Origin of the sequence: Candidatus Cardinium hertigii (assembly GCF_050864915.1) — a bacterium.
Classification (GTDB): Bacteria; Bacteroidota; Bacteroidia; order Cytophagales; family Amoebophilaceae; genus Cardinium; species Cardinium hertigii_D.
Map to the genome: position 1 here is coordinate 1 of NZ_JBOZWY010000005.1, position 20,962 is coordinate 20,962.

Sequence of the window (20,962 nt, forward strand, 5' to 3'; positions counted from 1 at the left end):
GTTTCATCCATTCTCCAGCTACTACCAACTGGGCGTTTTCTTTTTCTTACTTCTTGATCTATAAGGGGAATAAACTTAACGACCCACCTTTGTAAAGTAGAATGATCAATCTTTGCGCCTCTCATATGCATTATCTCTTCTAAGTCTCTATAGCTTAAAGAAAAACGACATTTCATGTAGACAAATAACAATATTAATTCCGGTGAAGAACAAAATCCTTTAAAATACCGAAATAATTTCGGTGTAATAGTAAACATTTTAGTCAATTTTTAACTAAAATTACTAAAATAAATACCTTCTTAAAACAAATGCGACAGAACCCTCAAACAAACTGTATCATAGTGGGCTCCAATTACAATACATTCCGTATGGGTACTATTTTGGATAGCTATACCATGCGACGTAGGTATACTACCTGGAATAACTACTTCTATATTTTGCACATCAAATTTTTGCCCCCTATAGGTGGCACTATAGGTAATTACATTGGTTTGATACCCGATCTCTTTAAAGGAATTATCAATGTATTGTGCTGCTTGACAGAGCTTTTGGTAATATGCTGGATCGGAAATATTACGGGGACCAATTATTTGTGATAAATAGGTTATATGCTTTTTTAAGTTTTGGTTTAGGGCTTCGTCTGATTGCCTACAGCGGATTATATGCGTTGTGGTTGGAGCTATATATGTAGGTATAGGGGTAGCTGGTCCACCAGCAGTTTTTAGGATACCCAAGGTAGTGTTGCTACACCCAATAAATAATGTGGCAATATAAAACTGATGTATGCCATACATCTTAAAGATAGTCATAAAATTTTTTGGTGCATTCTATTGCGTCAATAAGGGGTCTATTGAGTGGACAGTGAACAAATGGCTAAATGCAGCTTTTTAAGTAAAACTATTTGGTTAAAAGACTAAATTGAATATAAAATAATAGTATGTTTTTACTAAAAGTTGTCGCTTACCATGGCCGAATGAAAATAGAAAAATAACCCTTACTAAGTGCAACTATCGAGCTGAAAAATAGTGGTTAGACAATACCACCCATGCTCCGTTGTTGTTGCTGGAAAAAGGTTAAAGCTTCTAGCAGATCCTGTTTTTTGAAGTCTGGCCAATATAAATTAGTAAAATATATTTCTGAATAAGCGCATTGCCAAGGCAGAAAATTGCTTATCCGTTTTTTACCACCTGTACGTATCAATAAGTCAATATCAGGCAAGTGGCCTGTATTTAAATATTGCTGATAGGTAGCTGGAGTAATTTTAGCGCGATGGTTCTTTGCAAATTTTATAAAACTCTCAAAACGAGAATTTTTATTAAACCCTTTATGTAAAAATTCGTCTACTACTTTAATCAAAAAATCATTTGCTATAGCTTCAGAGGCAGCTACCATTTCTGCTTTCCCTCCATAGTTAATGGCAACGGTCAAATGTAGCCTAGTATTATCCTTTGTAAGCTCTATCACCTCTTTTAATCTATTCCAGCAAAAACTAGGTATCCCTGCTGTATCCCCCACTACACGGAATTTAACATTATATTCCGTAAAAAGGTTGATGTGCTCAGCAATGCCTTCGGTAATCGTTCGAAAAATATTATTTACCTCTGGTGTGGGTCGGCTCCAATTTTCAGTAGAAAAAGCATAAAGGGTTAAATAGGTGATCCCGTGCTCTAAACATCCAGTTATTGCTTCAATGACTGCCTTTTTTGAATTTTTATGTCCATAAGACCTGTCGCCTATTGTTTTTATGCCCCACCTGCCATTACCATCCATGATAATGCCAATATGGCTTGGATGTTTGGCTAAGCTAGGTAGTGCATGTAGATCATACTTATTGGAAGAAGCGGTATATCCAGGTAGGAGTGTAAATAGCAATACCCAGTTTGTAAAAACCCTTCTGAATACAATTACTATTGTAAGTAAAAATCTTTTTTTTTTGTCTGCCATAGAAGGAAACAGGCTATACATCTGATATAAAAATTTTTTAGCTTAAATCAATATCGTCCCACATCGTTTGGAAAAAAGTATAGAAGTAAGACTTCCAAAAACTATAGGTGTAGAAAACAGTCAAGTTTAAGTAAAAATATCATACGATCAAAACAATATTGGGTTTACTTTCCCTATATATATAGTTTAGAGCAATTGGTTAACAGTCCTATTTAACTGGAGTCTACCTGGGTCGCTCCATTGAAATATGTTTGATAATATTCTGGATTAATGTCGAATGATCATTATTCTGTTGATTAACCTGAATATAGGGACATAGTTTCAGTTGGAGCGTTTGTTCATAAGCCTTTTTAATGGCTTCAAAACGCGTTTGACCCATTTGGTCAAACGCGTCCTGGTTGCTTCTGGACTGGTTTCGGAATTGGAAAGTATCAAAGTCTATATCGCAGTATATACATAGATCTGGCATTAAACCAGAAAAAATACGATGTGTAGTTAAAAAAGGGGCCCAGTAATCTGGTTGATGCGTTAATTGATAGGCTATAGTAGAAAAAATAAATCGATCAAAGATCAGTACATCTGCCGCTCCTACCAGTGCTTCTTTATAAATCAGTTCATGGCGTGCTGCTAAGAATAGAAAAAATTCTGTAATAGGGTGGGCGTCTTCATTTTTAATGGTTAAGATGGTTTCCCAAATCAATTGCGCATTTTTACTCCCTTTGGGATCATGCAGCAACTTTACCTGATAAGATTGATTGATTAAACTAGCTTGTATTTGATGTGCCAAAGTCGTTTTTCCAGCAAAATCTACCCCTTCAATCACTAACGTAAATATCCTACGTTGTGTACGGGTGATCCGATTTTCCATATAATTTATAATTAAGGGTAAAGAATGAATGGTAAAAATACAAATAAATCTATCATTCATTATGAAGTTAAATTTCTTTAAAATTAAGTATATTGCAGCGCTACCATTCAGTTATACAGTAGGCCTAGAATAATTTTATACATGATGAGTACGCTTCAAGATTTTCTTTCCTGCTCTGATCCAAATGTACGCAATGTATTATTGGGCACCATTTTGCTGAGTACCAGTAGCGCTATGATTGGCGTATTAGCCCTTCTAAAAAGAAAGACGCTTATCAGTGATGCCATTGCACATGCGGTACTCCCTGGTAGCTGTTTGGCTTTTTTGCTAACTGGAAACAAAAACTCTATCTGGCTTATTATAAGTGCTTTTATCACAGGTTGGTTGGCCTCTATAGCCATTGATCAGATCACTACCCATTCAAAAATAAAGTTAGATGCTGCCATTGCTATTGTGGCTTCCATAGCTTTTGGATTGGGTAGTTTTTTGCTATCTATGCTGCAACATAGTGGACAAGCTAGCCAAGGTGGGTTAAAGTCCTTTTTATTAGGCAGTGCTGCTACCCTACTACAAGAAGATGTAGTTGCATTGCTCTGGTTGAGTTGTATTATTATTATAGTTTTAATTTTGTTCTTTAAAGAATTTATGCTTATTGCCTTCGACCGTCTTTTTGCACAGTCCATAGGCCTTCCTATTAAAAAAATAAATTTTTTGTTTACCAGTTTAATGGTACTGGCTATTGTAGTTGGCATCAGGGCAGTAGGGATAGTATTAATGAGTGCGATGCTTATTACGCCAGCTACTACTGCACGGTTCTGGACAGGAAAGATTTCTTATATCATGCTGTTTGCTATGTTGATTGCGGTCTTTTCTTCCTTAGCAGGAACTTTTATTTCCTATACCATTCCTTTTATGCCTACTGGGCCTTGGATTGTACTCATTATGTCAGTTATAGCTTATTGTTCTTTTCTTATTGCTTGGTATGGCCGCCTATTGAAAAAAAATAGATAAATATACCATAATATGATGCAGCTTACCCTGCCCTCGTTTGATTATAAAACTAAGCAAGTTTTAAATAAAATCTATATTTTAGACCTGGTTCGTAAAAGGTATGTATTGCTGACCCCAGAAGAATGGGTCCGTCAGCATATGTTGCATTACTTGATTCACTACCGCTTCTATCCTAAAGGGTTGTGCTGCTTAGAAAAAAGGATATATAACGGCATCAGCTATTATAGGCCTGATATTATGCTATGCGATAAATTTGGTGCTACTAAAATGGTGGTAGAATGCAAAGCGCCCTATATCAAACTAACTCATAAAACCTTAGGGCAAATGATGCAATACAATCGACAGCTTATGGTAAATTATTTACTGGTAACAAATGGAATTACCCATTTTTGTTGGCAGTGGGAAAAAGATTTAGGTTATTTTCAGGCAATAAGCTATATTCCAATTTATCAAACATGCCCAATCGCTAGATAACCTACTTATACAAGTAAATATGATTTTCATTTACCCATAGATGCAACATGCTGTTAAGTGTTTATTCAATGGTTAGAGAACGTCATCAGTGTCTTCCGTTCATCCTAGAGGCACTTAAGCTAGGTATAGCGATTTTTGCTTTTGAAAAATTTTTAAGAATGGGTATAAGGTGACCATTTAGTAAAAATTAATCTGATTTTTTTATACTTTAATTCAAAAATCTATTGCAACAGTCTTATAATTTTTACTGTTTGTAATATTAAATCTTTACTGCTACAAAAGAAAAAAGACTTCTATAAGTAATATACACATGATTTACAATAATCCTAATTCAGCATTGACCTTTTTATACTGCTGAATAGATTTTGCTGGATTGCCAAGTAATACATCACCCTTTTTTACATTTCCTAATACAACTGATCCAGCACCAATACTGGCTCCCTTTTGAATGGTAACACCTGAAATAATAGTAACGCCCATGCCAATAAAAACTTCTTCTTCCAAAGTGACCTGGTTCCCTATAATAGTCCCAGCTCCTATCTCTACCCAATCATAAATATGCGTTTCTGATTCAATGATTACCCCATTGTGTAGTATACAATGGTTGCCTATGGTTACCTCTGAAGCCAAACAAACTTGTGCAGCTATGTAATTGCCTTGCCCTAGTTGAATGGCATCAGCCATAATGACAGATGGATGAATAGCAGAGATTGAAATGGCGTCTTGTTGTGCCCTTAAAAAGTTTAAACAGTCTTTTCTTTTTTCTATAGGGCGATAGGCAATAAAATAAGGACATGCTTCATTGAGTAGCCCAAGAAAAGCTGGATCATTTGTACTACCTAACACAGGAATATTTTGTATGGTTCCCTGATGCCATTTGGGTTCATCTTCTAGAATGCCATACACCATTAAATTATTTTTTTGAAAAATATCTAAAGATCCTTTTGTAAGATCACATACGCCAAAAACAATGACTCCCTTGTGCATATTATGTATATGATTTAATATTAATGAGTGCGTTCATAAAAGAAAAGTTTTATTATATAACGCCTTACGCTATTACTAACTATTTAACTTTACATTTCCTCGGGTAATTCAATGGTTAAAAGCGCCATGCTCTTTTTAAGCACTTTGCCTACACAAAAGGAAAGCAATAGTCTAATCGCTTTGGTATTAGCGTTAGGTTCCCGTAATATTAGATGACTTGCATAAAATTTGTTGTAAGTTTTCGCTAGCTCTAAAGCGTAATGGGCTACTACAGAGGGCATATAGGCTACTGCAGCCTCCTCTATCGTTTCTGGTAGCCTATACAATTGGAAAATAAGAGTCTGTTCTAATGGGCTAAGCGCACCACTTGTTGATCCATCCAGTGGAACCTTTAGAACGCATTGTGCCTTTCGGCTTAGTGAACAAATTCTAGCATAGGTATACTGAATAAATGTACCAGTATCACCCTGTAAATCAATAGATTCATTAGGGTTGAATAACATCTTTTTTTGAGGTGAAACCCGTAGTAAGAAGAATTTTAAGGCTCCTATTGCCAAAGTATGGTGCAATTTGTGTAGGGCTTCCTCGGAACATTTAGTAACTTTATCAGCAGTATTCATATAGTCCCCAACTGTATCAATCATTTCTTGTATAAGGTTGTCCGCATCTACTACGTTTCCCTCTCTAGATTTCATTTTACCATCTGGTAAATCCACCATCCCGTAGGGAAAATGGTGCATAGAAGATGCATAAGGTCTGCGCAATTCGGTCATAATGGCAAATAAGACCTTAAAATGATAGCCTTGTTCATTGCCGACCACATAAATCATTTGATCAAAATGATAATCTACATAACGTAAATCAGCTATTCCTAGATCTTGTGTAATATACACAGCTGTTCCATCGTTGCGCAACAAAACCTTTTCTCCTAAACCTTGTTTGGATAGGTCAACTGCAATGGCTCCATCTTCTCTTTTGTAAAATATTTTTTGATCCAGGCCTTCTTCTACAATAGTTTTACCTAGTAAATAAGCGTCAGATTCATAATAAATCTTATCAAACGTGATGCCCAATTCGGCATAAGTTGCATTGAATCCGTCGTAGACCCAGCCATTCATTTTTTTCCATAGCGCCATCACATCAGGGTTGCCCTTTTCCCATTCCACCAACATATTTTGTGCCCGCTGCAAAATAGGAGGTAGCGTTGCATCTTCCCCATTTTTCTCCATAAGAGCCCGTTCTGCTTTATATACTTGGTCAAATTTTACATAATACTTTCCTACCAAATGGTCTCCCTTTATGCCAGTACTTTCTGGTGTCTCATCGGCGCCAAATTGTTGGTAAGCCACCATAGATTTACAGATATGAATGCCACGGTCATTAATGAGGTTCACTTTATGGATGGTATATCCAGCCGCATCTAATATAGCTGCCAAAGAGCTGCCTAAAAAATTATTACGCAAATGACCCAAATGTTGCGGTTTATTGGTATTGGGAGAGGAAAATTCTAGCACTACATGGCGCATCCGCCTGGCCAAACGGCCATAAGTCGAATCTGTTGCAATAGTAGTTAAAATGGACAGCCAAATGGCATCATTCAGCACAAGATTTAAAAAACCACTTATCACATTATAACTAGCTATTAGATTGGTATGGGTTTGTAGCCATTGGCCTATTTGAGTGGCCAATTCCGCAGGTAATGCATTACATCTCTTAGCAAAAGAAAATACAGGCAATGAAAAAGTACCTTCAAATTCTTTTCTCGTAACCTCCAAGCTACAGGCTTCTTCCGATAAAGGTAGATCATAAATGGCTAGAAATGCTTCTTGTATGGCTCGTTTAAGTTTAGGTACCAGCTTTATGGAAGCTCTGTCAAAGGGCATAAGGTAAAGTTTATCTGATCTGATTTTATTTTAAATTAAAAATTTATAACGTGGGTCGCACTTTCTGGATTTATTTTTTTGATTTACAACTATTTTAATAGAGTATTTTATTGGTATTTTTAGTAAAAATTAGCTACTTTACTTGATTTTATCAAGTAATTTTTAACATAAAAACTGATAATAAAAATAATTTATACAAAAATATTCTTTATACAACTGTTTATAAATAAACATTATTTCAATTTTTATAATTGATTATCAATTTAAAAAATATTAAAATTCGGAACAAATTAGGTATTAAATTATATTTTGGGTTTAAAAATTTAGTGTATATACTTTCTATTACCCCAAGATTATTACCCTATTTTAAAAGATTAATGCATCTATCATGATTGTTTTTTTTAGCTAGATCAAGAGGCGTTTGACCAAAAACATCTTTTATGTTGGCTACAACCCTTTCATCTTGTATTAACGCTTTACAGACTTCTACATGCCCTTGATAGGCTGCTGCATGTAGTGGAGTAAAACCATCTTTATCTTGTAAATTCACCTGGACATCTTTAGTGGCCAATAGTTCTTTTACCACTTCTACATGCCCTTGATAGGCTGCCGCACGTAGTGGAGTCCAACCATATTTATCTTGTAAATTCACCTGAATACCTTTAGTGGCTAATAGTTCTTTTACCACTTCTAAATGACCTTGATAGGCTGCCGCACGTAGTGGAGTACAACCATATTTATCTTGTAAATTCACCTGAATACCTTTAGTGGCCAATAGTTCTTTTACCACTGCTAAATGCCCTTGATAGGCTGCTGCATGTAGTGGAGTAAAACCATCTTTATTTTGTAAATTCACCTGAATATCTTTAGTAGCTAATAATTCTTTTACCACTGCTACATAACCTTTATAGGATGCGATATGTAGTGGAGTAAAACCATCTTTATCTTTTAAATTCACCTGAATATCTTTAGTAGCTAGTAATTCTTTTACCACTTCTAAATGATCATTTTGTGCTGCTAGTTCTAGTGGAGTACAACCATTTTTATCTTGTAAATTCACCTGAATATCTTTAGTAGCTAGTAATTTTTTTACCACTTCTAAATGACCATTTTGTGCTGCGATATATAGTGGAGTACAACCATATTTATCTTTCGAATTTACGTCAATCTCAGGTTTATTGAGTAAAGCTTCTACTGCTTGTACATCACCACTTTTAACTACTACATGTAGCCTAACATTCCTTTCTTTTGGTGATAAATATGAATCAGCATAAGCATAGATCGGAAGTAAAAAAAATAAAAGAACTATACACAGTAGTAGGGATATGCTATACGCGATATGTTTTTTATACATCTATACAAAAATATTTAATAGGGTGAGACGATAATTTATATAAACAATAAGGTATAGAAGTCAATATTTAATTTTACAGTCAGTACAAATTATAGCTTATAGTTATCGTTTAAGTTTAGTATATCAGATTTTCCTTTAATATATGCGATTAGGTTTTTTTCAAAAAATATTAATTTTTTACTACCTTCCCAAGTTTGTATAGCTGTTTTACCATAACAATTGCAATAGACTTTTAATTATGTTGTGCCCCATTGGTCAAAACTTAAGAGGCCCTACTTAAGGCAGCTTGTAATAACTTATTGGCCAGTGGTGCGTTGGCTTTTCCTTGACTATTTTTCATAATTTCCCCCATAAACATGGCCAGTAGTCCTGACTTTCCATTTTTATAAGCTACTACTTTTTCTGGATGCGCTGCTAATACTTCTGCAATAAGTGCTTTCAAGTTGGCTTCATCATTATCCTGTATGAGGTCTAATTCCTCTGCAACTGCCATAGGCGTTATATTTGGCTGTTGCAATAACAAGGGAAAGATTTGATTGGCCGCAACCGAAAAATGGACCATGCCACTTTCTACCAATGTGATGAGTGCAACGAAACGGTCAACGGTAAGGGGCAATTCTTCCAATGCAAGAGACTGCTCGTTAAGATAACCTTTTACAGGCCCCAGTAACCAATTAGCTGCAGCCGTATAATAGGTAGTATGTTGACATAGTTCATCAAAGAATATGGCAAATGCTTTATGCTCGGTAAGTACGGAAGTAGCATACTCGGAAAGACCATATACCTCTATAAATTTTTTAAAATAAGCTCTTGGCAACAAAGGCATCGTCTTGCGAATGCTTTCTATCCATTCTTTTGAAACCCATATAGGAGGTATGTCTGGTTCTGGAAAATAACGGTACTCACTGGCTGTTTCTTTGGCACGCAAGCTAATCGTCTCACCTGAAGCAACTTGAAAGTTTCGCGTCTCTGCTATCACGGGTTCACCCTTTTCCAACAGGGCTATTTGGCGTTCTATTTCATGGGCTATGGCAAGCTGAACATTACGCATAGAGTTCATATTTTTAACCTCTACTCTAGTGCCTAGTTGTTTAGATCCCTTACGGGCTACTGAAATATTGGCATCACAACGTAAAGAAGCTTCTTCCATATTGCCATCACAAATATCTAAATACCGGACCAATTTTCGAATTTCATATAAAAACTGATACGCTTCTTCTCCTGTTGTAATGGCTGGAGCGGTTACCAATTCCAATAAAGGGGTCCCTGCTCGATTATAATCCAGCAAAGTAACCTCTTCCACCAGACCATGTATAGATTTACCAGTGTCTTCTTCTAGATGCATGCGTATAAGTGGAATGCTTTTCTCTACTCCTTCATTGCTATAAATGGTTACAAATCCACCTTGGCAAATCGGGGTAGTATCTTGTGTAATTTGAAACCCCTTGGGCAAATCTGGATAGAAATAGCTTTTTCTAGCAAAAAAATTTAAATCTGTAATCGTTGAACCACATGCCAACCCTAATTTTATCGCGTAGTCAAATGCTTTTTTATTTACTCTAGGCAACGTACCAGGACAGGCCAAAGTAATAGGACTAAGATTGGTATTAGGAAGGGAACCATATTCAGCTCTATCTGAGGAAAACATTTTGCTATGGGTGAGCAATTGAATGTGGATTTCTAGTCCGATCACTACTTGATATGAATCTTTTATAGTTGCATGCATAAGTTTACTATATGGTTTGCTAGCTGTATGGCTATCTGGATCTATCAATTATTTTGCTTATAAAACATAGATAGCATTTACCTGTAAGAACAGCATGATTTTTTACAAATGCTATTTTTTATTGCTTAGCAGATGAGGTATGATCGATGGGTAGATGATACAAGTTATTCATAACGTTTTAATTCAAATTTTTCTCCAAGATAAAGCCTACGCACCTGTTCATCTTCTGCCAATTCTTCTGCAGTACCCGCTTTAAGCAATGCGCCAGCAAACATTAAGTAAGCTCTATTCGTAATGGAAAGCGTTTCATCTACGTTATGGTCTGTAATCAAGACCCCAATATTATTATGCTTAAGCTGGGCAATAAGCAGCTGAATTTCTTCTACAGCAATAGGGTCTACACCTGCAAAAGGCTCATCCAGTAAGACAAATTTGGGATCAGTGGCCAACGCTCTAGCTATTTCTGTACGACGCCGTTCCCCTCCAGAGAGTACATTAGCTTTACTTTTGCGTATATGCGTAATGCTAAATTCTTCCAATAAACCTTCTAATTTTTCTTTCCGTTCCTGTTTAGAAAGACTACGCATTTCCAATATAGCCATAATATTTTCCTCTACCGTTAATTCTCTAAAGACAGAGGCTTCCTGGGGTAAATAACTAATACCTTTTTGGGCACGTTTGTACAAGGGCAACGGGGTAATACATGCTTGATCCAAATAAATGTTACCACTATTGGGCTTTATAAGACCAACCGTCATATAGAAAGTAGTGGTTTTCCCTGCTCCATTGGGCCCCAGTAAACCTACCACTTCACCAGACTCAACGGTCAGTGAGATTCCTTTTACTACTTTACGTCCTTTATATGCTTTGATCAGTGAATCTGCACGAAGTTGCATAATTTTTTTGTATTAAATGAGGGTATATACTTTATCTTTAGATTGCCCTATCCAACGACCCTTATACAGATTAAAAATACGAAGGGTTTAAACTGAACCATAAAAAGCAAGAGCAAGATCGCATTATTTGTTACGATCATGGGGTAAAAACGGACCGACCTGCACATTTGCTCATCAGAGTAAATTTATAAGAAAATATTCATTTTATTACTATCTACCTATTTCGAGTGGAGTACTTCATGGGGAATGAGGCTAAAAAAGCATATATTTGACCCAAAATCTAAAAGAAGATTTTTGTTCAGTAGGCCTTCCCTATCTTTATAGTTTAGCGCATACATATAATCATCCATACTGCATTGCAATTTTCTGTAACACATGAAGATCAGTATTCCAAAGCTAGAGCAGGGCTGATCACCACTAGTAAAGGCAGCATTCGTACGCCTATTTTTATGCCAGTAGGTACGATAGGATCGGTAAAATCTATTCCACAGGACGTACTGCGCGACCAAATCAATGCGGATATCATCCTAGGCAATACCTATCACCTTTATCTACGTCCAGGTACTAAAGTATTGGATGAAGCAGGAGGACTCCATTCCTTTATGGGATGGCATCGACCCATATTAACCGACAGTGGGGGCTATCAAGTCTACTCTCTAGCAGATCGTCGTCAGCTGACAGAAGCAGGGGTTACCTTTCGTTCCCATATAGATGGATCTAAGCATTTATTCACACCAGAACTTGTAGTAGATATTCAAAGGAGCATTGGCTCCGATATCATGATGGTACTGGATGAATGCACCCCTTATCCTTGTAGCTACCACTACGCAAAGGCTTCTATGGAACGTACCCATAGATGGCTCAAAAGGGGCATAAATTATTTTGATATCACCTTAACGAATCAGCATGCCCATCAAGCACTTTTTCCAATTGTGCAAGGTAGTATCTATAAAGATTTACGGATCCAATCGGCTGAAACCATAGCTGCAGCAGATAGACCTGGCAATGCGATAGGAGGCGTATGCCATCCCGACGGTCAACTATATGAAATTACAGAGCTGGTTTGTTCTATTTTACCTAAGTCCAAGCCGCGCTATTTAATGGGGGTTGGTACACCGTTGGATCTTTTAGAGTGCATTGCCTTAGGTGTAGATATGTTTGACTGTGTAATGCCCACTCGCAATGGACGGAATGGTACGCTATTTACCACACAGGGTATCGTAAACATTAAAAATAAAAAATGGGCATATGACTTTAGCCCTATAGATGCCGCATTAGGTGGGCCAGTTAGTGGTTATTATTCAAAGGCCTACCTGCGCCACTTGATCACCTCTAAAGAATTATTGGGCGCGCAATTGGCCAGTGTCCATAATTTAACTTTTTATCTATGGTTGGTGCGTGAAGCTAGAGAGCAGATTCAGCAGGATAGCTTTGTTGCATGGAAAAACCATATAGTTAAAACCATCATGGAAAAAATCTAATCAAAATGAAGCTATTAGATAGGTACATTTTTAAAAAGTTTTTTTCTGCTTTTTGGGTGATTCTTACCATATTTATCTCAGTTTTTATCGTTATCCACCTAGTGGACAATATAAGTAATTTTAAAAAGCATCACCTTTCTTTTCAAGAAGTATTCAACTACTACTGTGTACTAGTACTTTATTTAGTGAATCTTGTAGCCCCTCTTATTGTCTTTGCTACCACTATATGGTGTACGACGAGGCTGGTAAAACGATCAGAAATTATTGCATTATTAAGCGGTGGGATTAGCTTGCATCGCATCATAAGACCTTATATAATCATTGCTTGTTTGCTTACTGGAGCCAATTTTTATCTTATAGGTTGGTTATTGGCCAATGTGAATAAAGCACGTGTTAGGTTTGAAACAGAATATCTCGACATGGGCATGGGTAGTTTGTCTCAGTCAGACTATATACAGCTTAAGGTGGGCGCTGATCAATACCTACACATTGGCAAGTACCATGGTTACAGTAATACGGGATATGATATTAGCTTAGATACCTTTAAGCATAACATGCTGATAGAGCGCCTATGTGCTGAAAAAATGGAATGGAATGGAAAAGATCAAACATGGATCGTACAATCTTGGCAAAAACGCATCTTTTTTCCAAGACATGAAGCGGTTATAACAGGAGACAATCTAACGATTTCCTTAGCAGTCCATCCAGAAGATTTTTCCATTAACCCCAATTTAAAGGATAGCTTAACCCTTCCTGAATTGGCAAAACAAATTCAAAAATTGATATACAAAGGTAGTGCAAGTGTGCGTTTTTTCATAGCCGAGCAACATATTCGCTACATGACCCCCTTTGCCATTCTCATTCTTATTGTATTGGGTTTTTTAGTAGCATTACATAAGCCCAGAGGAGGGGTAGGAGGACGGATTACGTTGGGCATTATACTGGGTTGTTTTTATATAGTCCTGTTTTTATCTGCCAAAATTGTAGCCGAGACACAAAGTGAACACCCACTATTGGACATATGGTTGCCTAATATTATTTTTTCTGTTTTATGTATCATCTTTTATCGACTCGTATCCAAATAATATCTAACTAGGCTTTTTCAGTCTACTACTGGTGCAACATATCCATCATTCGATATAGATCAAATTCTGCTTGTTTTACCTTAAAAGCCTGTTCTATTAAATCAATTTCTATTTTTTGAGTATCTTCTTCTGCTTCATGCAATTCAAGTAGTTTTAACCGATTCAGACGGTACTTTTCTCTTACAAAGGTCAATTTTTGTTTGCTTATTTTCAGTTGTGCTTCTACTACTTTGTATGCACCTAAAGCATGGTGGTATTGCCACTTTTTATCTTCTAGACCACCTTCTATAGCTAATTTTTTTTGTATTAACCCAAATTTTGCATTATGCAATGCAATCTTTGCTTTCTTAACCGTTGCAGGCAGTAATAATAAGGTAGCTATATCAATACTAATTCCAATACCGGTAGCGCATTGGCTAGGTGAATGATCCAGAGACCATCTTTTATCCTTTAAATCATATAAATAGCCATTTGATTGAAAACTGCTGAACAGATTTAAACAAGCAAGTGGATAGGCTTTGGCCCTACTTAAATTGGTAGCGGCTATGGCTACTTTTTTTGCTTGTATGGCAGTCTCTAAATCAACTGCTTTTTCTTTTATAACAGCCTTTATATCCCATATAGGTTGAATGGAAATATTGGATTGCACGCATGTTGCTTCATTAAGCGGTTTACCAACCATTATGTTGAAACTTCTGCGCTTTTCTTTCAACGCTTCTTGCCGCTCTAATAAGGTTAATTTTACTTTTTTAAGCGCTAGTTGCGCATCCAAACAATCTATTTGGGAAATAAGTCCCACCCGCAACTTTTCTTTCTCTGTTTTCAATCTAGTTGTTGCTAGGTTCATCAGATTATTCGATAATTCCCACTTTTTTTGTGCCAAAGCTAATGCATAATAGGCATAAACGACTTCTTGTAATTCGTTTTCCACCGATTTTTTTGCCACTAGTTTGCAAACAGCATTATTTTGACCAGCTATTTTAGCTTGAAAAATTTTATCAAATAGCGATGCAAGCCTCCATTCTACGCTAAAAATAGGTGTAGATTGAATTTTATATATGTGATCTTTGGATTTCCAGGTGTTTACTTGGTCAATCTTTACAGTTACCTTAGGCGCCCATAAACGAAAATAGTCTATCTTGGTCGAGAGGATGGCTTGCTTTTTTGTATTTTCAGCCATCTGAATATTTAAATTATTTTTTAAGGCCATATGTATGGCTTCTTCTAAACTTATTGGCTGGTCTTTCGATTGTGCAACATTATAGACCAAAAGTGCAATGGTGCACATCATACTAAATCGTATAATCAATTTTTGAATCACCGACATTTTTAGTGAATTTTTTATTAAATAATCTTTCCGTCTATAATTTCTTGAATACAATTACATTGTCGTGCTACCTGTAGAGAATGTGTAACGATAAGAATCGTATTCCCTTCCCTATTCATTTCCTTTAGCAAGGCCATGATTTCATGCGCTGTACTGCTATCTAAGGCGCCTGTTGGTTCATCTGCTAAGATTAAAGGAGGATCGGTTACCAGTGCACGTGCAATGGCTACCCTTTGTTGTTGACCACCTGACAATGCATTTGGCTTATTATGGGCATGGGCAGATAAGCCAACTCGATCTAGCATAGCCCATGCACGTTTGTACCGTTCTTTTCTTTCTATACCCTGGTAATAAAGCGGTAGCGCTACATTTTCTAAGGCCGTTTTAAAAGGAATTAAATGAAACCGTTGAAAGATAAAGCCAATTAATTCGCTTCTATATCTACTGGCTTGTTGGTTAGAAAGATTTTTTATATGAACGCCATTAAGATGGTAATCTCCATGGTCATAATGATCTAGTATGCCAATAATATTCAACAAGGTAGACTTCCCTGCACCAGATTGCCCCATTAAAGCAACTAAATCTCCTTTTTCAAGGTAAAAATTTATGCCATTTAGCACATTTTTAGTAACCGTACCATTTTGATAGGATTTATACAAATCTTGAATCTGAATCATGCTACGTTTCTACAATTAAATGATCTGCTTCTGTAAGGCCTTCTTTTACTTCAACATAAAGCCCATCTGATAGCCCTAATACTACATTTTTGGGAACGATTTTACCTTCATGCAAACACTTTATAAAACAGTGCTTCCCTTCCATTTGAATCACACTTTCTGGAACAGCCAGGACATTTTTTACTTGTCCAACTACTACCTCTGCAAGTGCTAAATAACCTGCCCGTAAGGTAACTTTTGACTTTTTAGGCTGCTGTACGAGCCCTTCTATTTCAAATTTAATTTCTCCATTTTTTAATCGTTCTTCACTTGCTTTTGGTGCAATTTTAGTTAACGTAACTTGTAATTTTACCTCATTAAAGGCATTTAATGAAGCGATAAAGGTCATCCCTTTGGCTAAATCGGCCACATCTAATTCACTTACCTGAGCTGAAAACAAAAAATGATCCATATCACCAATAACAGCTACTGTAGTACCACGAGCGTTACTACTAGTGGTCTGTACCATACTACCTTCCTTAGCGGGTAAGGCTAAAATGGTTCCTTTTGTAGTAGCCTTAATGAGGTTGGCATTTGCTCCTTTTGCATGAGTATAGCCTTGTTGGCTGATTTGCAATGCTTTATGGGCTGAAGCAAATACTTCTTTGGTTTGTTCCCAAGATGCCAAAGCTGCTTCATAAGCTTCTTTGGCTAGCATCTTTTTAGTAAAAAGGTGTTTACTTCTTAAGTATTTCGCTCTGGCTTGATTTAGGTTAATAGAGGCCACACGCAACTTGCTAGCTGCCTCCTCAACCTCTTTTGGATTGGGCTGTATTTTAATACGAGCAATCTTCGTACCTTGTTGCACATAATCCCCCACCTCTACCCATAATTTATCTACAATACCTGTAAGATGCGTTTCTAAATTAATTTCTTTATGAGGTATAAGAGTACCGGAAAAAACTTTCTTTCGAATAATCGTTCTGCGCGTAGGCTGTGTAGTTTTAAAAGTTACTTGATGGAACTTGCTCCATTTGACTTTATAGACCCTGGAATAAGCAAAAACGCCCCCAGCTATAAGACCAGTGGTTAAAATAAATTTAGTGACTGTACGCATTTTTATTCATTATTTAAAGCATCTATTGGCTTAATATATAATGCTCTTTTTGCAGGGATAATGCCGGCTAGACAACCAGACAATATCAAAACAATTAAGGCAGATACAACCATAGAAAAGTGAAATTCAAAATGAGCGATCCCATGTTTTTTGATGATAGGCAATAGATAAGTATTCATCCACTGGAGCATGCTTATACCGATCCCTAGTCCTAAGACACCAGAAATGAAGTTAATGATTATGGATTCTAGTAAAATTAAGCCCATAATATCGCTTGATTGAGCACCCATCACTTTACGAATGGCCAATTCTTGTGTACGCTCCTTTACGACCACATGCATCATATTACCTATACCTACCACTCCACTGACTAAAAAACAGAGACCAAGGAACCAAATAAATCCTTGCATCACTACAAAGAGTATTTGGAAAGTTCTGGCTTCTTTAGATAGATGTCTTATGTACAGTGCTTGTTTATCTTGCGCTTCAAAATTGAGCCGCCTAGCCAAATAAGCCCGAATTTTTTTTTCTACCTTTATAGGATTTTGTTTGGGCGCTAAAGTTGAGATCATGCAATCAATACTTTCCGCATTAAGCGGAAACAATGCTTTAAATAGGCTGCTTGGGATAATGACCCGATGGTCATCCTGACCAGCGGTTCCTTCTAATACGCCAATCACAGAGAAAGTAGTGCCATCTATTGTGACAAAGGTTCCAGCTGCTGATTGGCTTCCAAATATTTTCGTTTTCATTTTAAAACCTAGTACGCAAACTGGAAGTTTTTGTATTCCATCACGTTCAGTAAAAAAGCGCCCCTCTACTAGTTCTAAATGTTTCATTTTTTCATAGCCCACACGCACCCCTAATATATTACTTTTATGTGCAGCTTGCCCATATATAATCGAACAATGGGTTGCAAATAGAGGCATGATCTGTTCAAAAACATTCAAATGAACGGCTAGCTCGTCTGATAGTCGTTCGGTTAGATGGATGGTACCAGTTGATCTATGGCCTCCATAAATGGAGATCACTTGGCTGCTATAGCTTTGAAATTTTTTCACCATACCATTGTAAAATCCACTACCTGCTCCTTGTAAAAGCACCAAAATAAACATTGCCCACATTACACCAAATCCGGTAAAAGTGGTTCTTATTTTATGTGCTTTTAAGCTATAAAAAACCTCTAAGAAACTTTGATATCCAAACATATATATAAATATACAATCGGTTTAATCATTTACGATTCAATGCCTCTACAGGCTTTATTTTTACCGCTCTGATGGCAGGTACAATGGCAGCTAAGGAGCTGCTTAAGGTAATTAATCCCAATCCGACAAATATCGATTCAGGCGAAGAGGTTAAAGTAGATAGGTAATAGGTTTGACATAATGGAACGACCCATTGGTTGAACAGCTGCATAAGAGAAAAACTTGCTATAAATCCAATCATACTCGCTACAAGGGTTACCATAACGGTTTCACATAAAACCATCAACACAATTTCTGTAGAGCTACTACCCAATACCCTTCGAATAGCCAGTTCTTGTGTTCTTTCTTGAACGGTCACAAGCATCATATTGCTAATGCCTACCATACCGGTTAGGAGCAGACATATACCTATAATCGCATTAAAAATAGCTAGATTTTTAAAAAAATTATGAAATTTATTGGCATGCTTGGTAAGACTAAATACACCGAGTCCTTTTGTATTTTGTGCATCAAAATTTAAGTGGCGGCCAAAATAAGAACGAAACTGTGCTTCTACTACCTCTTCACGAGCCGTTGGTACCAACGTAAGTCGAATAGAATCTACATAGTGACTATACTTGGGAAGTATCTGTTTAAACAAACTATTGGTCAGTAATAACCCATTAGATTCATTATACATTCCACCAAATGCATCTAGTACACCGACAACTTGCAGGCCCATATCTTCCAAAAAAATATATTTCCCAATAGCAGAGGCTGCACCAAATAATTTTTCCTTAATGTGTATACCGATGACGCAAATATTATGTACAGTTACTCCATCACGTGGGGAAAAAAAACGACCCTCCTGGATGGGCAAATGGGTTAATAAAGAATAAGAAGGATCACATCCCAAAACCCATGCGTTAACCTTTTGGGAGGCATACTTTACGGGACTGTTACACCCTAACATAGGACTAATCTGCTGAATCGTAGGGAAAGCTTTGGCCAAGTTTCCAACCATTGTAGTTGGAATAGGGTGATGATTACCAGCGGTACTACCGCCCCAAATGACCATCGTTTTCGTACCATACTTTGCAAATGCATTGGAAACACCATGGTGAAATCCATTGCCCACACCCAATATCAATACCAGTATAAAAATAGCCCACCATATGCCAAAGCCCATAGAGAAGGTGCGGGATCTATGGGTGTTGAGGCTCTGTGCGGCCTCTCTTAAAGCATACAAAAGCATAAGATTCTACAATAACGTAACCAAACAACCGATCAAATCTAATACAAAATGTATAAAAAACATAATTTATATAGATAACTATAATCTATGGAATTTTAGGTTATTTCCTTTCCGGAAAAACATATTATGGCATTAACTTTCCTCTGCTCTAGGATGGGCTTTTTTAAAAATTTCTTTTAATCTGGTCAGAGAGTTGTGCGTATAGATTTGGGTAGCGGCCAAGCTAGAATGGCCCAATAATTCTTTAATAGCCTGCAAATCAGCCCCTTTATCCAATAAGTGCGTAGCAAAAGTATGGCGAAATATATGGGGACTATGTTGACTAGCACGTGTAGTAGGGGCCAAATATTTCTTTACTACTCGGTAAATAAACATAGGATAACAAGGTTGCCCCCGGTCGGTTACGATGAGTTGCGGAGTAGAATGATAACCTACTCGCTCTTTTTCCAATATATAATCAGCGATCAATGGCGTAAGTGGCCGTGGAAAAGGAATGATCCGTTCTTTATCGCGCTTTCCTATTACCTTAACAGTTGCATCTGTAAGGTTGATAGCCTTTTGGCAAAGGGCGATTAGTTCAGACAGCCGCATACCTGTTCCATATAGCAGTTCTAAAATCAATCGATCGCGCAAACCAGCAAAATGAATGGGAAATAGTTGTTTGTCTAAGAAGGAGATCAGCTCCTTTTCTTGAAAAAAGATGGGCAACCTTTGTTTCCCTTTTAGACTTTTAAGTGAGGCTGTAGGACAATCTGTTGCCAGCAATCTTTTTTGTAAAAAAGTGTAAAAACTACGTATCGCTGCCATTTTCCTATTGATAGAACGATGGCTAAGTCCTTCCTTAGCCAAAGACATGATCCAGCTACGCAGATCCTGACCTGTTACTTCCGTAACTATTTTTTTAGGGATGTACCCAGAAAGGTAAGCTATAAATTGAATTAGGTCTGTTTGATAGGCCGTAATGGTATGTGGACTTGCTCTTTTTTCTACTGTTAAATAGGTGACAAAAAGGGTAAAGAATGGCTGATTATCCATAAATGCAAATATAAAGCTTTAACAGGATAAAAGGCTACCTATAAACTACCCTAAAATGACAAAAAAGCTATGCGCGACTACATCTATCCTAATGCATACGGCATCGCATTTATTGAATATATAGTTACAACTACTGCAGATCAAACTAGATACCAGATTTATCCGTTGTTGCCATATAACATGCGATACTTATAGATGGATTTCAACTTTTTCGCTTTTCTCCTTACAGTGGGTTTCGTATAGGCCATACGTTGCCTCGCTTCTTTGAGTACGCCTACCCGTTCTACTTTTTTCTTAAATCTTTTAAGCGCCCTATCTATTGCTTCATTTTCTTTTACTTCTACAACAATCATATTTTATTTAGTTTGTCATTAAAATGGGTACACTATGCAAATCCAACTACAAATCTACTCTAAAAATAGAGCAAGCACAAGGTTCCTTTAATAAATTAGACTATTCTTAAAGTTTACCGGCTATTTTCATTAATTGTATGGGTTGATTTATATGAAGAGGTATATCCATTGCATGCAGTTTTAGTGAACTACTATATGTTTTGGCGATGTCACATCTTTAAAAAACCTATATCCATCAACTTTTTTTTAATTTACGTGGAAACGTTTGGTTAATCCGTTGGAGTTAACCTTCAGATATAATGATATCAAACTAATTTTTTTTT

Annotated in this window: 19 protein-coding genes and 1 pseudogene; 4 read left to right on the forward strand and 16 right to left on the reverse strand. The window is 36.8% G+C overall.

The window, feature by feature from the left end; genetic code table 11:
• From ACRRVD_RS03455 to tmk, 4 genes and pseudogenes are all read right to left on the reverse strand, one after another.
• Nucleotides 1-257, reverse strand: a pseudogene (locus ACRRVD_RS03455) (IS6 family transposase); the annotation flags it as partial.
• 42 nt (nucleotides 258-299) lie between these two features.
• The gene (locus ACRRVD_RS03460; protein ID WP_432461741.1) at nucleotides 300-809 is read right to left on the reverse strand and encodes a zinc-binding metallopeptidase family protein; all 510 of its coding nucleotides are present in this window, start codon (nucleotides 807-809) and stop codon (nucleotides 300-302) included.
• Nucleotides 810-1,029: 220 nt separating this feature from the next.
• Nucleotides 1,030-1,944: a polyprenyl diphosphate synthase gene (gene uppS / locus ACRRVD_RS03465; protein WP_432461742.1), complete on the reverse strand. Its 915-nt coding sequence runs from the start codon at nucleotides 1,942-1,944 to the stop codon at nucleotides 1,030-1,032.
• Between the two features lie 223 nt (nucleotides 1,945-2,167).
• Nucleotides 2,168-2,872 (reverse strand): dTMP kinase, encoded by a 705-nt coding sequence (tmk, locus tag ACRRVD_RS03470; RefSeq protein ID WP_432461743.1) that lies wholly within the window; start codon nucleotides 2,870-2,872, stop codon nucleotides 2,168-2,170.
• 81 nt (nucleotides 2,873-2,953) lie between these two features.
• Between tmk and ACRRVD_RS03475 the strand changes: the two genes are divergently transcribed.
• A complete protein-coding gene (locus tag ACRRVD_RS03475; protein ID WP_432461744.1) occupies nucleotides 2,954-3,823 on the forward strand; it encodes a metal ABC transporter permease in 870 nt (289 codons plus the stop codon).
• A gap of 12 nt (nucleotides 3,824-3,835) precedes the next feature.
• Nucleotides 3,836-4,297, forward strand: a complete 462-nt coding sequence (locus ACRRVD_RS03480; RefSeq protein ID WP_432461745.1) for a type I restriction enzyme HsdR N-terminal domain-containing protein — start codon at nucleotides 3,836-3,838, stop codon at nucleotides 4,295-4,297.
• Between the two features lie 315 nt (nucleotides 4,298-4,612).
• Here ACRRVD_RS03480 and ACRRVD_RS03485 read toward each other — a convergent pair whose 3' ends face one another.
• From ACRRVD_RS03485 to lptB, 5 genes are all read right to left on the reverse strand, one after another.
• Complete coding sequence (locus ACRRVD_RS03485; protein WP_432461746.1) at nucleotides 4,613-5,284, reverse strand: LbetaH domain-containing protein; 672 nt, start codon at nucleotides 5,282-5,284, stop codon at nucleotides 4,613-4,615.
• A gap of 89 nt (nucleotides 5,285-5,373) precedes the next feature.
• Nucleotides 5,374-7,167 carry an arginine--tRNA ligase gene (argS, locus tag ACRRVD_RS03490; protein ID WP_432461747.1) on the reverse strand — a complete coding sequence of 598 codons (1,794 nt, stop codon included), beginning with the start codon at nucleotides 7,165-7,167 and terminating at the stop codon, nucleotides 5,374-5,376.
• A 361-nt stretch (nucleotides 7,168-7,528) separates the two neighbouring features.
• The gene (locus ACRRVD_RS03495; protein ID WP_432461748.1) at nucleotides 7,529-8,521 is read right to left on the reverse strand and encodes an ankyrin repeat domain-containing protein; all 993 of its coding nucleotides are present in this window, start codon (nucleotides 8,519-8,521) and stop codon (nucleotides 7,529-7,531) included.
• 262 nt (nucleotides 8,522-8,783) lie between these two features.
• Nucleotides 8,784-10,247 (reverse strand): Asp-tRNA(Asn)/Glu-tRNA(Gln) amidotransferase subunit GatB, encoded by a 1,464-nt coding sequence (gene gatB / locus ACRRVD_RS03500; protein ID WP_432461749.1) that lies wholly within the window; start codon nucleotides 10,245-10,247, stop codon nucleotides 8,784-8,786.
• A 164-nt stretch (nucleotides 10,248-10,411) separates the two neighbouring features.
• Entirely contained in the window at nucleotides 10,412-11,143 is a 732-nt protein-coding gene (gene lptB, locus ACRRVD_RS03505) for an LPS export ABC transporter ATP-binding protein (RefSeq protein ID WP_432461750.1), read from the reverse strand.
• 356 nt (nucleotides 11,144-11,499) lie between these two features.
• On the opposite strand from lptB, the gene tgt reads away from it, so the two are divergent.
• On the forward strand, nucleotides 11,500-12,624 hold the full coding sequence (tgt, locus tag ACRRVD_RS03510; RefSeq protein WP_432461751.1) for a tRNA guanosine(34) transglycosylase Tgt: 1,125 nt from the start codon (nucleotides 11,500-11,502) through the stop codon (nucleotides 12,622-12,624).
• 5 nt (nucleotides 12,625-12,629) lie between these two features.
• Nucleotides 12,630-13,709, forward strand: a complete 1,080-nt coding sequence (locus ACRRVD_RS03515; protein ID WP_432461752.1) for an LptF/LptG family permease — start codon at nucleotides 12,630-12,632, stop codon at nucleotides 13,707-13,709.
• Between the two features lie 25 nt (nucleotides 13,710-13,734).
• On the opposite strand, the gene ACRRVD_RS03520 is transcribed toward ACRRVD_RS03515, so the two are convergent.
• The 7 genes from ACRRVD_RS03520 to rpsU all read right to left on the reverse strand — a co-directional run bounded on the left by ACRRVD_RS03520 (nucleotide 13,735) and on the right by rpsU (nucleotide 20,639).
• Nucleotides 13,735-15,000, reverse strand: coding sequence for a TolC family protein (locus ACRRVD_RS03520; RefSeq protein ID WP_432461753.1), 1,266 nt, complete (start codon nucleotides 14,998-15,000; stop codon nucleotides 13,735-13,737).
• Nucleotides 15,001-15,053: 53 nt separating this feature from the next.
• Entirely contained in the window at nucleotides 15,054-15,713 is a 660-nt protein-coding gene (locus ACRRVD_RS03525) for an ABC transporter ATP-binding protein (RefSeq protein WP_432461754.1), read from the reverse strand.
• Nucleotide 15,714: 1 nt separating this feature from the next.
• Nucleotides 15,715-16,809, reverse strand: a complete 1,095-nt coding sequence (locus ACRRVD_RS03530) for an efflux RND transporter periplasmic adaptor subunit (RefSeq protein WP_432461755.1) — start codon at nucleotides 16,807-16,809, stop codon at nucleotides 15,715-15,717.
• A 2-nt stretch (nucleotides 16,810-16,811) separates the two neighbouring features.
• Entirely contained in the window at nucleotides 16,812-18,017 is a 1,206-nt protein-coding gene (locus ACRRVD_RS03535; RefSeq protein WP_432461756.1) for an ABC transporter permease, read from the reverse strand.
• 25 nt (nucleotides 18,018-18,042) lie between these two features.
• Nucleotides 18,043-19,245 carry an ABC transporter permease gene (locus ACRRVD_RS03540; RefSeq protein ID WP_432461757.1) on the reverse strand — a complete coding sequence of 401 codons (1,203 nt, stop codon included), beginning with the start codon at nucleotides 19,243-19,245 and terminating at the stop codon, nucleotides 18,043-18,045.
• Nucleotides 19,246-19,383: 138 nt separating this feature from the next.
• Nucleotides 19,384-20,286 (reverse strand): tyrosine-type recombinase/integrase, encoded by a 903-nt coding sequence (locus ACRRVD_RS03545; protein ID WP_432461758.1) that lies wholly within the window; start codon nucleotides 20,284-20,286, stop codon nucleotides 19,384-19,386.
• A 158-nt stretch (nucleotides 20,287-20,444) separates the two neighbouring features.
• Nucleotides 20,445-20,639: a 30S ribosomal protein S21 gene (rpsU, locus tag ACRRVD_RS03550; RefSeq protein ID WP_432461759.1), complete on the reverse strand. Its 195-nt coding sequence runs from the start codon at nucleotides 20,637-20,639 to the stop codon at nucleotides 20,445-20,447.
• Between the last annotated feature and the right edge of the window lie 323 nt (nucleotides 20,640-20,962).